Source organism: Geodermatophilus sp. DF01-2 (genome assembly GCF_004571065.1).
Lineage (GTDB): Bacteria > Actinomycetota > Actinomycetes > Mycobacteriales > Geodermatophilaceae > Geodermatophilus.
This window is the reverse complement of sequence record NZ_SPQN01000052.1, coordinates 1-12,837: the sequence shown is the minus strand read 5'-3', so window position 1 is coordinate 12,837 and position 12,837 is coordinate 1. Positions and strand designations below refer to the sequence as shown.

Below are 12,837 nucleotides of genomic sequence, written 5' to 3'. Positions count from 1 at the left end.
GGGTCAGCGGTAGGGGTACGGGTAGGGCGGATAGACGTAGCCCGGAGCCCAGTAGGGGCCGAAGCCCCACCACCCGTAGACACCGGCGTAGTAGGCGGGGTCCTCGGCCAGCTCCGGGTCGTAGCCCGGGACGTCGCTGAGCGCAGCCCGGTCGCGACCGATGCGCACCCGGTCGGGCTCGACGGCCTCGACCGCCTCCACCGGGACGAGGTAGTGCTCCTTGCCGATGCCGAGGAAGCCCCCGGCCCCGACGCGCAGGAACCGCACCCGCTCCTCGCGGTCGTCGACGAGCAGGTCGTCGACGGTGCCGATCTCCTGGCCCTCGCTGTCGACCGCCGTGCGCCCGCGGACGTCGGCCGCGGGCTCGGCGACCGTCCGGCCGGTCTCGCTCAGCCGGACCAGGCGGCCGGCGATGTCGGAGCTGGCCATGCGGGTCTCCTCCCTCCCGGGGCTCCGTGGGTCCGGAGCCGACCGCACCCACGGGGGCCCGTGTGGACCGCCTGTGATCCTGCCCCGCCGGGAGCGGGCGCCCCACGGATGCGCCGACCCTGCAACAGGACCGACACCGGCCCGTCACCGCACGGCCGGCGGCGGCCGCTCGTTCCAGCACCGCAGACGGCCGGGCGGCCGGCATGGCGTCGCCGACGGCCAGGGGTGTCACACCACCGTCACGCCACCGCCCTCCCTGGACGGGATGCGTTGTCGAACGCGTGACGATGCGCCCGTCCGGCGCGGGGCCGGTGCGCGCCTGGGCACCGTCGGAGGGCAGGCAGATGTCCGGGACGGCCCCGGGCGGCACGAGGAGGAAGCACCATGCGCACGACCCTTGCCAGCAAGCCCCGCAGCGTCCGCGCGGCCGTCGTGGCGGTCGCCGCCTTCTCGACCGTCGGCCTCTCCGCCTGCGGCGGGGACACCGCCGGCACCGAGGCCGGCACCGACGTCGAGGACATCGTCGAGGAGGAGCCGGCCGCGGATGGCCTCTTCGAAGGCGTCTACGACACGGCCTTCTACGACGAGATCGACTCCTACGTCGGCCAGGAGGTCGTTCTCTCCGCCGACGTCAACGAGGTCATCACCCCGACCGCCTTCACCATCGCCGGCACCGACGACACCAGCGTCGAGGCACTGCTGGTCGTCGGCGCCACCGAGAACAACGAACTGGCGCCCGAGACCACCGTCGAGGTCACCGGCACCGTGCAGCAGGCGTTCGTCATCACCGAGGTCGAGGAGGAGTTCGGCATCGACCTCGACGACGAGCTGTTCGTCGACTGGGAGCAGGAGCCCTACGTCGTGGCCGACACCGTCGAGGTCCTCGAGAACGTCGACTGACCGCAGGCGCGACCGGAGCCGGGTTCCGGTCGTGCGGTGAGCTCCTGCGGCTCACCGCGCGACCGGCGCGTCGGCACGGCCGGGAGGGGTTGAGGAGGACGCAGGTGGGCAGTTCCGATGCCATGGCCCGAGCCGTGCTGATCATCGAGGACGACGACCGCATCCGGCGCATCGTCTCGATCACCCTCCGCCGCGAGGGCCTGGAGGTGACCGAGGCCGGCTCCGGTGAGGAGGGCCTGGCGCGGCTCGCGGAGCGGCCCTACGACATCGTGCTGCTGGACCTCATGCTCCCCGGCCGCGACGGCTTCGAGGTGTGCCGGGAGATCCGCCGCGTCTCCACCACGCCGGTGATCATGGTGACCGCCCGGGCGGACAGCCACGACGTCGTCGCGGGCCTGGAGGCCGGAGCCGACGACTACGTCACCAAGCCGTTCGTGGCCAAGGAGCTCTCCGCCCGCATCCGTGCGCTGGCCCGCCGCACCCGCGCCTCCGGCGCCCGCCCGCGCGTGGTCGTCGGCAACCTCGAGATCGCGCCCCAGGACGGCGTGGTCACCCGCGACGGCGAGGTCGTCCCGCTGACCAAGACCGAGTTCAAGCTGCTCGCCGAGCTCGCGGCCGAGCGCGGCCGGGTGCTCAGCCGCGAGGAGCTGCTCGAGCGGGTCTGGGGCTACGACTACTTCGGCGACTCCCGGCTGGTCGACGTCCACGTGCGTCGACTGCGCAAGAAGGTGGAGGCCGACCCGGCCAACCCGACGATCGTGACGACGGTGCGCGGCATGGGCTACCGTCTGCCGGAGTGAACCCGGCGGCCGGACGAGGCGCCCACCCCGCGGTCCTCGCACCGCCCACGGCCGTCGGCGCGGCGCCCTCCGCGCCGCGCCTGCGCTCCCGGCTCCCCGGCCTGCGCGGCCGGGCCGCCCTGGCCCTCACCGCCGTCGCGGTCGTGCTCACCGCCGCCGTCGCGGTCGGGGTCTGGGTCTTCGCCACCCAGTACCTGCTCTTCCAGCGGCAGAGCGCCACGCTCGGACAGGCGGTGGCCAACGCCTCGCTGGTGCAGCGGGGGCTGCCGGCCGAGGGGCTCTCCCGCGCGCAGCTGCTGTCCCAACTCCCGCGGGAGACGGGGTCGGTCTCCCTCCTGGTCGACGACGGCGAGTGGAACACCACCTCGCTGCGGATCGGCCACGACGAGCTGCCGGAGTCGCTGCGCACCGCCGTCCAGGAGGGCATCCCCTCACGACAGCGGATCGCCGTCGACGGCGATCCGTACCTCGCCGTCGGCATACCGCTGGCCGGGCTGGACGACGCGTACTTCGAGGTCTTCCCGCTGCGGGAGCTGGACAACACCTTCCGGGTCCTCGGTGTGGTGCTCACCTTGAGCGTCTTCGCGGTCGCCCCGGTGTCGGCGGCCGTGGGCTGGTGGGTCACCCGGCCGGCGTTGCGGCCCCTGGACCGCATCTCGGCCGCGGCGGCCGCCATCGCCGCCGGTGACCTGAGCGCCCGCATCGACCCGCGCGACGACCCCTCGCTGGTGCCCATCGCCGCGTCGTTCAACGCCACCGCGGCCGCCCTCGAGCAGCGGGTCCGCGCCGACGCCCGGTTCGCCTCCGACGTCAGCCACGAGCTGCGCAGCCCGCTGACGACGATGCTCAACGCGATGAGCCTCGTGGAGGCGTACGCCGACGACCTGCCCTCCGACGGCCGGGAGGCGCTGGCCCTGCTGCGCTCGGAGGTGCGCGACTTCGAGCGCCTGGTCGCCGACCTGCTGGAGATCTCCCGCGCCGACGCCGGCAACGCCGACCTCGTGCTCGAGGACGTCCGGCCGGCGGCGCTGGCCCGGGAGGCGCTGGCCCGGCGTGCCGTGTCGGGCCGGGGCGCCGTCGAGCTCAACGTCCGGTCCGATGCCTCCGACGTCGTCGTGCGGGCGGACAAGCGTCGCCTGGAGCGGGTGCTGCGCAACCTCGTCGACAACGCCGACACGCACGGCGGTGGCCTGACCGCGATGACGGTGGAGCGCACCCCCACGAGCGCGTGCATCGTCGTCGACGACTCGGGCCCCGGTGTCCCGGAGGCGGAACGCAGCACCATCTTCGAGCGCTTCGCCCGCGGCAGCGGCAGCGCCCGCGCCAGCACCGAGGGCAGCGGCCTGGGCCTGGCGCTGGTGAGCCGGCACGTGCAGCTGATGGGGGGCTCGGTCGACGTGACCGACGCGCCGGGCGGCGGAGCGCGGTTCGTCGTCCGGCTGCCCGCGGACGGCGGGACGGAGGGCGAGCCGTGAGGCGGGCCGCCCTCGCACTGGCCGCGGTCCTGGGAGTGACGTCCTGCGGCCTCGGTGTGCAGCCCGGTCCCGAGCCGGTCGACATCCCGCGGCCGTCGACCGCCGAGTCCGGCCCTCCCGGGGCGCTGGACGGCCCCCGGGTGACCGTCTGGTTCGTCCGGGGCAGCCGGCTGGAGCCGGTCGAGCGCCCGACGGACCGGCCCGGCATCGACGCCGCGCTCGACGCGCTGGTCGTGGGACCGACCCGCGCCGAGGTGGTGGACGGGCTGCGCACGGCGCTGTCCCCGCAGAGCCTGATGCCCGACCGCCCGGCGTCGGGTCATCCCGTGGTGACCGTCGAGGTGGCCCGCGAGTTCACCGAGGTGGCCGGCGGCAACCAGCTGCTCGCGACCGCCCAGGTGGTGTTCACCGTGACGGGGTTCCCGGGGGTGGAGACGGTCCGGATCACCGCGGACGGCTCCCCGGTCGAGGTGCCCACCGACGACGGCCTCACCGCCGAGCCGGTCGGCCGCGACGACTACGCGTCGGTCGCCGCGCCCGAGCGGTCCCCGACGCCGACCGCGCCGTCCACCGGCGCAGACGCCCCGACCGGGAATCCCGCCATGCCGACCGGGAACCCCTCCATGCCGACCGGGAACCCCTCCATGCCGACCGGCACCCGGTCACCGGCCGCGCCGTCCACCCCCGGACGGCGCCGGCCGCTCCGGGCCGCCGGCCGCCGGACGCCGGACGGGATGTCACAGGACCGTAAGGCCGGACGAGTTCCGGGCGATCCGGTCCTCGGGTAGCCGGGACGCCGATGACACGCGACGTCGACGTCTCCACCCCCCGCGGGGACGCCCCGCACCAGGACACGACCGGCCTCCGCCGGTTCGGCCTGCGCGCCCTGCTCGGCTGGGCCGCGTTGCTCGTCGGCGCCGTGCCGTTCCTGCTGCTCTGGCTGCTGGTGCAGAGCTCCTGGCCGCCCCTGGCCTCGCTCGACGGCGAGGTGGCCGCGGAGCTCAACCAGCAGGTCAGCGGCTCCCCACTGCTGGTGACGGTGCTGAGATGGGTCACCGACCTGGGCGGAACGGCCTTCGCCGTCCTCGTGATGGTGCTGGCCACGGTGTTCCTGCTGATCCGCCGGCAGCGCCGGCTGGCCGCTTTCGTCGCGGTGACCGGGATCGGTCTGGCGATCCTGGGCCCGGTGGCCAAGGCGGTCGTCGACCGGGCCCGCCCCGTGGTCCAGTCGCCCGTCGTCGAGACGCCGTCCAACGCCAGCTTCCCGAGCGGGCACTCGATGACGGCGATGGTCGTCTACGGTGCGCTGCTGCTGGTCGCACTGCCCTCGGTGCGCCGCCGCGCCCGCCCGTGGCTGGTGGCCGCGACGGCGGTGGTGGTGGTTGCCGTCGGCTTCACCCGGCTGGCCCTCGGCGTGCACTTCGTCTCCGACGTCCTCGCCGGGTGGGCGCTGGGCGCCGGCTGGCTGGCCGTGACGGCGGCGGCCTTCCGCGGGTGGCAGCACAGCCGCGGCCGGGAGCCGGACGTACCGCTGGATCCGCTCGACGTCCCCCCGGGCGGGGAGGCGCACCTGGCGCCGTCGTCCGACCCGGCCCTGCCCGGCGGGCGGAGGACCGTCCTCCGCCTGCTCGCGGCCGCCGCCGGCGTGTTCGCCGTCCTCACGCTGCTGGGCCTCCTCGTCACCGCGGTCCTCACCGACACGTGGCTGGGGCGTTTCGACCGCAGCGTCGTGCAGTGGATCGTCGAGCAACGCAGCCCGGGGCTCACCACGTTCATGGAGACGCTGAGCGTGCTCTCCGACACCCGCGTGGTGATCGCCGTCGGTCTGGCGCTCGCCGTGCTCGGGCTGGCGGTGGCGGCCAGCTGGCGGCCGGCGGTCTTCGTGGTGGTCACGATCGTCGGCGAGGTGCTGCTCTACTTCGCCAGCTCCCGGGTGGTCGACCGGCTGCGGCCGGAGGTGGCCGACCTGGTCGGCGGGCTGCCCAGCGGGGCGAGCTGGCCGTCCGGGCACGTGGCGGCCGCGGTCGCCGTGTACGGCGCCCTGGCCGCGCTGGTCATCGTGTACGGCCGCGGCCGGTGGCGGTGGTGGGTGCTCGCGGTGCCCGCCGTGCTCGCGCCGGCCATCGGGATCTCGCGCATCTACGTCGCGGCGCACTACCCCACCGACGTGCTCGCCGGGCTGCTGCTCGGCGCCGTGTGGGTCTGGGCCTGCGCCCGCTACCTGCTGCCGCCGCCGGGGCGCGGCGTCCGGGCGGGCACGGCCGCCGCTGCCGCTCGAGGACGGATGTGATCGCCGGGCGGGACGTCGTCCGGGCGGGCACGGCCGTCGCCGCCGGTGCCCTGGCACTGCGCGTGTGGTGGGGCCGGCGGGCGGCGCGGGCGCACCCGGGTGACGCGACCGGCCCGCTGACCGACGACGGGGTGCGCCTGCACGTCGAGGTCGGCGGCCGGGTGAGCGGGGACGGCACGGCGCCGGTGACCGTCGTCCTGGTCCACGGCTTCGGTGCACGTGCGACGATGTGGGACCACCAGTGGGCCGCGCTGCGCGACGCCGCTCGCGTGGTCCGCTACGACCAGCGTGGGCACGGCCGCAGCGGGTGGGCCGGCCGGCTGCGGTCCACACCGTGCCGCCTGGGCCGCGACCTCGAGCTCGTCCTCGACCGGTGCGCCGGGCCGGGGCCGGTCGTGCTCGTCGGCCACTCGATGGGCGGCATGGCGGTGCTCGCGCTGGCCGGCCGACGTCCCGAGCTCGTCGGCGGCCGGGTCACCGGCGTCGCGCTGCTCTCGACCCTCGCCGCGCCGCTCGCCCTGGCCGGGGACGGCGCCGACGGACCGGCACCGGTCCGGACGGCCCTGGGGATCGCCGCGGCCTGGGTTCTCTGGCTCGCCTCCCCCCTGGTGCACGCGCTGCACCCGATGCGCACCGGCCCGGCGCAGCGGCTGCTGCGCCGGCGGCTGTTCGCCGGCGACCCGCCCGAGGACGCGGTGCACCGGATGACCGGTGCGTGGCGGACGACGCCCACCGCGGTCATGTCCGGCTTCCTGCCCGGGCTGGCGCGCTACGACCGGCGGGCGGCGGTCGAGGCGCTGCGGGACGTGCCGGTGCTGGTGCTCGCCGGCACCGACGACACGACCATCCCGGCCGCCGCCGCGGAAGAGCTGGCCCGGCGGATCGGTCCGCGCGCCCGCCTGGTGCGCGTGCCCGGAGCGGGGCACATGGTGCCGCTCACCCACGCCGTGGCCGTGACCTCGGCCCTGCTCGACCTGCTGTCCCGCTGCGGGACCGCGACCGACGAACGGAGGACTTCGTGAAGCGCTGGCTCGGGCGCATCATCGCCGCACTCGGCGTGGTGCTCGTGCTCCTGGTGGTGTACGGCGTGCTGGTGGAGCCGCGGTTCATCCTCGACGAGGAGCGCGCCGACGTGCCGCTGCCGCAGCTGGGTCAGGAGGACGCCGGGACCACGGTCGCCGTCGTCTCCGACTGGCAGATCGGCATGTGGTTCGACAACGACGGCATGGTGGAGGACGCCGTCGAGACCATCGTGGCGGCCGACCCGGACGTGGTGCTGCTCGGCGGCGACTTCGTGTACAGCAGCGACCCGGGGGTCGAGGTCCAGGTCGACCGGGTCCTGTCGCTGGTGGAGCCGCTGGTCGAGTCCGGCGTCCCCACCTTCGCCGTACTGGGCAACCACGACTACGCGGTGGGCATGGCCGACGAGCTCACCGCCGCCCTCGAGGGGGTGGGCATCCCCGTCCTGGAGAACGAGGCGGTCCCGGTCGACGGGGCCGCCGGCGGGGCCGCCGGCCTGCACGTGGTGGGCATCGGGGCACTGCGGCCGGGGGTGGCCGACATCGACGAGGCGCTGGCCGACGTCCCCGACGGCGCACCCCGGGTGGTGCTCGCGCACAACCCCAGCGTCTTCCCGGACCTCCCGCCCGGCAGCGCGCCGCTGACCGTCGCCGGGCACACCCACTGCGGCCAGATCGCCATCCCGGGGCTGCCGGGCTGGTCCTACATCGAGCTCACCGAGCAGGAGGAGGTCGTCACCGAGGGCTGGGCCCCCGAGGACTACGGCGCGGAGGGCAACCGGATGTTCGTGACCTGCGGCATCGGCTTCAGCCTCATTCCCGCCCGCATCAACGCGCCCCCGCAGGTCGCCTTCTTCGAGCTGCAGCCCGGGAGCTGAGCGCCGTCCCGCTCACGGCTCCGGGGTGACCCGCAGCGGCGGCAGCCCGACCACCTCGAACGTGGCCGAGGCCAGGCCGATGCCGGCGGCATCCAGCTCGGCGAGGACCTCGCGCGACATCGCGTCCTTGACGTCGCGGACCCCGTACACGCCGGTCAGGAAGCGGACGGTGAGCTCGAGCCAGTTGTCGGTCAGCCGCCAGTACACCCGCGGCTCGAGGTCGGCGCCGCGGACGAAGTACCGCTGCCGCATCCGCTCGAGGGCCGCGGCCGGCATCTCCTCGGCGACGACGGTGTGCCGCCGGGCGGCCTCCAGCAGGATCCGCTCGGCGCGCACCCGGTCGTCGGAGTACTTGACCGGCAGGGTCAGCTCCTCCCACAGGTACGGGAAGTCGCGGGTGTAGTTGAAGACCGCCTCGTCGAAGACCTTGTCGTTGGTGACCGTGACGACCCGCCCGGTGTACTGCCGGCTCCGGACCCACTGCGCCGGGTCGGCCGGCTGCACGGCGGGCGGCTGGCCCATCTCCATGATCGTGGTCCGGATGAAGCCGAGCGCGATCACGTCGCCGCGCACCCCGCCCATCGTGATCCGGTCGCCGACGTTGAAGGTGTCCCCGCGCAGGATCACCACGTAGCCGGCGAGCGCGGTGATCACCTTCTGCAGCGCGAAGGCGAGCCCGGCGGTGACCAGCCCGATCCCCGTGGCTAGCCGCTCGGGGTCGTCGAACCAGATCGACAGGAAGCCCAGGAACAGCAGGACCGCGACCACCAGGTTGATGGCCTGCCGGGTCCAGAAGCGGGTGCGCTCGTTGTGGACGCCGCGCAGCACCAGGCGGGAGATGCCACGGGCCAGCCAGCGCAGCAGCAGCAGCGCCAGCACCAGGCCGGCGGTGAGCAGGAGCTTGGTGCCGTTCTCCTCGGTCAGGAACAGCAGGCGGATCTCCTGGCCGAAGACCTCGATCGTCATGCTGCGAGTCTGCCGACGGTCATCCGCTCCCGCGGCCGGCGGGTGCCGTTCATGACTATTGTGTGACGAACCGTCCGGCGGGGGGTCCGTCCCGGTGTCCCGGGCAGGAGGAGCCGCAGAGCGGGCCGCACCCGGCCCGACCGGTCGAGAGGAGACCCCGTCGTGCGCGCGTACCGTTCCCGGTCGCTGGCCGGGCCCACGCTGGCCGCCGTCCTGGTGCTGGCCAGCGCCGGCCTGTCGGCATGCGGCGAGGACGACGAGGGCGCGCTGGCCCCCGACATCGAGGCCGAGGTCCCCGACATCCGTGGGCCCGAGGACCCCGACGACCCCTACAGCGGGCTGCTGGACGAGGCCTTCGCCGAGGACCTGGAGGCCTACGCCGGCCAGGAGGTCACCCTGCTCGCCGACGTCGCCGAGGTCGTCTCGCCGCGGGTGTTCACCGTCACCTCGCCCGACGACGCCGAGGTCGGCCCCCTGCTCGTGGTCGCCACCGAGGAGGCCGGGGACGTCGACCCGGAGGCCGGCCAGGCGCTGGTCGTCGCCGCGACGCCGATCGAGGCGTTCGACGCCGGGATCGTGGCCGAGGAGCTCGACCTGGACGTCGACACGGAGCAGCTCGACGAGTGGGACGACCAGACCTTCCTGGTCGCCACGGTGCTGCAGCCCGCACCCTGACGGGGTCGGGATGACCGACGTGACGTCCTGCGACGGCACCCGACCGGGGCCGGGCGCCGACGGCACGGAGGGCGCCCCGACCGTAGGACGGGTGCACGGCCTGGGGTTGTCCACCGACTCGTGGGGCGAGGACCCCGCCCGGCCGGCCGGCGCCCACCGGGTGATGACCTACGATCTGCGCGGCCACATGAGATCCCCGTCCACCCGGCCACGGGCGCCGGCGGGGACGACGCCGGCCAGCGTCGGGCACGACGGACTCCGCCTCGCCCCGGACCTCGACGTCCCCAGCCTGGTGCTGCACGACAGCGCGGACCCCGAGGTTCCCGGGGGCGAGCTCCGGGAACCGGTGTCCGCACTCCCCGACGTGGAGCTGGTGACCTTCCCCGGAGCGGGCCACGTGCGGCCCTTCACCTCCGGGCCGGAGGTCGCCCGGAACGTCGCCCGCCGGGTCGCCACCACGATGGCGGCCCCCACGACCACGCCCCAGGAGGCCACATGACCGACCGTCCGACGACCCTCTCCCCCGCACGCCGCCGTCTCGCGGCCGCGTTCGCCGGTGCCGCGCTGGTCCTGGCCGGCTGCAGCGCCGGCAACCTGGAGGAGGACGCGCCCGCGGAGGAGCCCGGTACCGATCCTGACGGCGGCGCGGTCGGGCCCGACACCCGGGTCACCGACGACCTCAGCCTGCTGCAGGTGCAGCTGGAGTACCCCCTGGACGGGCTCTACGAGGTCGGCGACGACGCGCGGCTGTTCATGGCGATCGCCAACACCGGCGGGGAGCCGGTCACGCTGACCGACATCAGCGGGCCGGACTTCGGCGGGGTCCGCGTCGAGACCGAGGAGGGGCAGGGACTGCCGCTGACGGTGGACTCGCAGGACAACCTGTACGTCGGCGCGGAGGGGCCGCCGGAGGTGACGCTGCTCGACCTGGGTCAGGAGCTGCGCTCCTCGCAGTCGATCCCGGTCACCTTCACCTTCGCCGAGGCCGGGGAGGTCACCATCGAAGTCCCGGTCTCCGCCGAAGGGCAGACGCCCACCCAGCCGTTCGACTTCCCGAACGACGACCCCGACCAGGACCCGACCGAGAACGACCCGGCGGCGCCGTCCGGATCGGCCACGCCCACCGGCTGAGTTCCGCCGTACACGCCCGAGGGCCCGGTCGACCGCTGCGAGGGTCGACCGGGCCCCCGGCGTGAGGGGCCCTCGGCGTGAGGGGCCCCCGGTGTGGCCGTGGCGTGGCCGTGGCGGCCTACCACCAGCCCCGGCGACGGGCGATCCAGGCCCCGGGCGGTACCACGGCCGCCAGGGTGCCGGCGAGGACGAGGGCCGCGGGGTTGCCCAGCGCGACGGCGAGGACCAGCAGCACGGCCACCAGGGCCGCCAGCGTCAGCAGGGTCCCGCGCAGTGGTGGGTGCACGGCACTGGTGAAGTCGCGCAGCGACGTGACCAGGCGCGGGTCGTCACGGTCCAGCTGGGCGGCGATGGTCCGCAGAACGGCGGACTCGTCGTCGGTGAGGGCCATCGTGGTGATCCTCGCTCTCGTGTTCGGGACGCTCGTAGGGCCCTGCGCGTACCCGTGGTGGGCGACCGCACGCGCCGCGGTCCCGCGACCGCCACGAGGCCGTCATGTCCCCGCAACAGCCGGGGGCAGCACCCCGGCGGCCGCCAGCAGCACCCGGACGGCGAAGCGGGCACCGCCGCCGGAGCGCTGCCCGACCGCGGCCGGAGCCACCGCGCGGCCCGGGGACGCGTGACGATCCACCGACTCGTGACGATCCACCGACTCGTGGGAGCCGGACGTGTGGCCGCGCCCCGCCGCGGGAACGGTGGCCGGCGGGACCGGCAGCCGCCTCCTGACCGCGCGCCCGCGCCCACCAGCTCGTCGTCCTGTCCAGGGGGTCCCGGTGTCCGACGGAGGGACTGTCGTGGACCTTCCCGCTGCGCCACCGCAGCCCGGGCGGCGCGCGCGGCCGGGACGGGCCGCACCGGCGTGGACGGTGCGGGTGATGGCCACCGGCGGTGCGGTGCTCACCCTCGCCGCACTGGCCTGGCTCGCGCTCTGGCTCCTGCTGCTGGTCCCTCTCGTGACCGTCTCGGTCGCCGCGGCACTGCTCCTGACCGCGCTGCTCACGCCGCTGGCCGGCCGGTTGCGCCAGACGGGCGTACCGGCGTCGCTGGCTGCGCTCTCCGCTGTCCTGGTGCTGCTCGCCGTCCTGGTCGGCATCGGCGCGCTCATCGGATTCCGCGTCGTCTCCCGGCTCCGCGAGCTCACCGGTCCCCTCGCGGCGAGCATCGACCGCATCCGGGTGTGGCTGATCGAGGGGCCGTTCTCGCTGGACGCGCAGCAGGTGGCCACCATCCGCAACCAGGTGGTCGGAGCGCTGTACGACGCAGCGCCCGATCCGGTCGCCGGCGCCCGGATGGTGGTGTTCGCACTCACCGCGCTGCTGCTGGTGGCCTTCCTCGTCTTCTTCACGCTCAAGGACGGGGAGCGGATGTGGGGGTGGCTCGTCGTCCGGGTGCCGCAGCGCCGCCGCGCCACGGTCGACGGCGCGGGGCGGGCCGCGTGGACCACCCTGGCGCGCTACGTCCGCGGCGTCGTCCTCGTCGCGGTCATCGACGCGGTCGGCATCGGGGCCGCGCTGGTGCTGCTCGGCGTCCCGCTGTGGCTGTCCCTGACCTTGCTGGTCTTCCTCGGCGCGTTCGTGCCGATCGTCGGCGCCACCCTCACCGGAGCCGTCGCCGTGCTGGTCACGCTCGTGACCGAGGACCTCACCGACGCGCTGATCGTGCTGGTCGTCGTCCTGGTGGTCCAGCAGGTCGAGGGCAACGTGCTCCAGCCGCTCATCATGGGCCGGGCCGTGCGACTGCACCCCGTCGTCATCCTGCTCGCCGTCACCGCGGCGACCCTGCTGTTCGGCATCGCCGGTGCGGTGGTCGCAGTGCCGGCCGTCGCGGTGGCGTACCGGGTAGCCGAGTACGTGCGTACCTCCGGGGACGCCGTGGCCGAGGTCCCCGCTGCGCCACCGGGCGCCGGAGCCGGATGACCGCCTCAGTACGGCGGCGGGGTGGTGACCGCGGTGAGGCCAGTAGGCGTGGTGACGGTCAGCGTGCCGTCAGGAGCGAGGATGTGCTGCCAGCCCGGTGCCTGATGTTTCCCGCGGTGGTCGCTGGTGCAGTAGCCGGCCAGGTTGGCCGCGCTGGTCTCACCCCCGGCCGCGTAGGACCGGTGGTGATCCAGCTCCCCGGCCTCCGGCACCCAGCGGCGGCAGCCGGGAAACCGGCACCGCCGATCCCGCGCCCGGCCGGTGCGGTCCAGTGCGGCACCGGGCCGGTAGCCCTCAGTCGGGCCGGGGGCGCGCAGCCCGGGCCGGCCGGTCAGGTCGTGGGTGCACGCCTCGGGCA

16 protein-coding genes are annotated in these 12,837 nt (G+C 74.9%); 11 read left to right on the top strand and 5 right to left on the bottom strand.

Translation table 11 applies throughout. The features are described 5' to 3' along the window. Window positions 1-3 precede the first annotated feature (3 nt). A complete protein-coding gene (locus tag E4P41_RS14110) occupies window positions 4-429 on the bottom strand; it encodes a PRC-barrel domain-containing protein (protein WP_135141882.1) in 426 nt (141 codons plus the stop codon). 384 nt (window positions 430-813) lie between these two features. On the opposite strand from E4P41_RS14110, the gene E4P41_RS14105 reads away from it, so the two are divergent. The 7 genes from E4P41_RS14105 to E4P41_RS14075 all read left to right on the top strand — a co-directional run bounded on the left by E4P41_RS14105 (window position 814) and on the right by E4P41_RS14075 (window position 7,791). Continuing rightward, window positions 814-1,329, top strand: coding sequence for a hypothetical protein (locus tag E4P41_RS14105; protein ID WP_135141881.1), 516 nt, complete (start codon window positions 814-816; stop codon window positions 1,327-1,329). Between the two features lie 122 nt (window positions 1,330-1,451). Next, complete coding sequence (locus tag E4P41_RS14100) at window positions 1,452-2,129, top strand: response regulator transcription factor (RefSeq protein WP_135141910.1); 678 nt, start codon at window positions 1,452-1,454, stop codon at window positions 2,127-2,129. Then, a complete protein-coding gene (locus E4P41_RS14095) occupies window positions 2,126-3,604 on the top strand; it encodes a HAMP domain-containing sensor histidine kinase (RefSeq protein WP_135141880.1) in 1,479 nt (492 codons plus the stop codon). Before E4P41_RS14100 ends, E4P41_RS14095 begins: the two co-directional genes overlap by 4 nt. Continuing rightward, window positions 3,601-4,392, top strand: a complete 792-nt coding sequence (locus E4P41_RS23660) for a GerMN domain-containing protein (protein WP_135141879.1) — start codon at window positions 3,601-3,603, stop codon at window positions 4,390-4,392. Before E4P41_RS14095 ends, E4P41_RS23660 begins: the two co-directional genes overlap by 4 nt. Before the next feature lie 11 nt (window positions 4,393-4,403). After that, the gene (locus tag E4P41_RS14085; protein WP_135141878.1) at window positions 4,404-5,894 is read left to right on the top strand and encodes a phosphatase PAP2 family protein; all 1,491 of its coding nucleotides are present in this window, start codon (window positions 4,404-4,406) and stop codon (window positions 5,892-5,894) included. After that, entirely contained in the window at window positions 5,891-6,916 is a 1,026-nt protein-coding gene (locus E4P41_RS14080; RefSeq protein WP_135141877.1) for an alpha/beta hydrolase, read from the top strand. Before E4P41_RS14085 ends, E4P41_RS14080 begins: the two co-directional genes overlap by 4 nt. Further along, on the top strand, window positions 6,913-7,791 hold the full coding sequence (locus E4P41_RS14075; RefSeq protein WP_135141876.1) for a metallophosphoesterase: 879 nt from the start codon (window positions 6,913-6,915) through the stop codon (window positions 7,789-7,791). Before E4P41_RS14080 ends, E4P41_RS14075 begins: the two co-directional genes overlap by 4 nt. Before the next feature lie 12 nt (window positions 7,792-7,803). Here E4P41_RS14075 and E4P41_RS14070 read toward each other — a convergent pair whose 3' ends face one another. Then, a complete protein-coding gene (locus E4P41_RS14070; RefSeq protein ID WP_135141875.1) occupies window positions 7,804-8,757 on the bottom strand; it encodes a mechanosensitive ion channel domain-containing protein in 954 nt (317 codons plus the stop codon). Window positions 8,758-8,919: 162 nt separating this feature from the next. Here E4P41_RS14070 and E4P41_RS14065 point away from each other — a divergent pair, with 162 nt between their 5' ends. The 3 genes from E4P41_RS14065 to E4P41_RS14055 are packed head-to-tail and all read left to right on the top strand — an operon-like array spanning window position 8,920 to window position 10,563. Further along, window positions 8,920-9,432: a hypothetical protein gene (locus E4P41_RS14065; RefSeq protein ID WP_135141874.1), complete on the top strand. Its 513-nt coding sequence runs from the start codon at window positions 8,920-8,922 to the stop codon at window positions 9,430-9,432. Window positions 9,433-9,442: 10 nt separating this feature from the next. After that, entirely contained in the window at window positions 9,443-9,931 is a 489-nt protein-coding gene (locus tag E4P41_RS14060) for an alpha/beta hydrolase (protein WP_135141873.1), read from the top strand. Further along, window positions 9,928-10,563: a copper chaperone PCu(A)C gene (locus tag E4P41_RS14055; RefSeq protein WP_135141872.1), complete on the top strand. Its 636-nt coding sequence runs from the start codon at window positions 9,928-9,930 to the stop codon at window positions 10,561-10,563. Before E4P41_RS14060 ends, E4P41_RS14055 begins: the two co-directional genes overlap by 4 nt. 118 nt (window positions 10,564-10,681) lie before the next feature. On the opposite strand, the gene E4P41_RS14050 is transcribed toward E4P41_RS14055, so the two are convergent. Both E4P41_RS14050 and E4P41_RS22210 read right to left on the bottom strand, forming a co-directional pair. After that, window positions 10,682-10,954, bottom strand: a complete 273-nt coding sequence (locus E4P41_RS14050) for a DUF3040 domain-containing protein (protein WP_135141871.1) — start codon at window positions 10,952-10,954, stop codon at window positions 10,682-10,684. Window positions 10,955-11,056: 102 nt separating this feature from the next. Next, window positions 11,057-11,194, bottom strand: coding sequence for a hypothetical protein (locus E4P41_RS22210; RefSeq protein ID WP_167761087.1), 138 nt, complete (start codon window positions 11,192-11,194; stop codon window positions 11,057-11,059). Between the two features lie 163 nt (window positions 11,195-11,357). Here E4P41_RS22210 and E4P41_RS14045 point away from each other — a divergent pair, with 163 nt between their 5' ends. Then, entirely contained in the window at window positions 11,358-12,479 is a 1,122-nt protein-coding gene (locus tag E4P41_RS14045; protein WP_135141870.1) for an AI-2E family transporter, read from the top strand. A 5-nt stretch (window positions 12,480-12,484) separates the two neighbouring features. On the opposite strand, the gene E4P41_RS14040 is transcribed toward E4P41_RS14045, so the two are convergent. Beyond that, window positions 12,485-12,837: HNH endonuclease signature motif containing protein (locus tag E4P41_RS14040; protein ID WP_135141869.1), on the bottom strand; the 353-nt coding region annotated here is incomplete at its 5' end.

Coding starts and splice junctions, on each gene's coding strand:
- E4P41_RS14110 (WP_135141882.1), bottom strand. CDS start 429: ATGGCCAGCTCCGACATCGCCGGCCGCCTGGTCCGGCTGAGCGAGACC.
- E4P41_RS14100 (WP_135141910.1), top strand. CDS start 1,452: ATGGCCCGAGCCGTGCTGATCATCGAGGACGACGACCGCATCCGGCGC.
- E4P41_RS14085 (WP_135141878.1), top strand. CDS start 4,404: ATGACACGCGACGTCGACGTCTCCACCCCCCGCGGGGACGCCCCGCAC.
- E4P41_RS14050 (WP_135141871.1), bottom strand. CDS start 10,954: ATGGCCCTCACCGACGACGAGTCCGCCGTTCTGCGGACCATCGCCGCC.
- E4P41_RS14060 (WP_135141873.1), top strand. CDS start 9,443: ATGACCGACGTGACGTCCTGCGACGGCACCCGACCGGGGCCGGGCGCC.
- E4P41_RS14070 (WP_135141875.1), bottom strand. CDS start 8,757: ATGACGATCGAGGTCTTCGGCCAGGAGATCCGCCTGCTGTTCCTGACC.
- E4P41_RS14105 (WP_135141881.1), top strand. CDS start 814: ATGCGCACGACCCTTGCCAGCAAGCCCCGCAGCGTCCGCGCGGCCGTC.
- E4P41_RS14055 (WP_135141872.1), top strand. CDS start 9,928: ATGACCGACCGTCCGACGACCCTCTCCCCCGCACGCCGCCGTCTCGCG.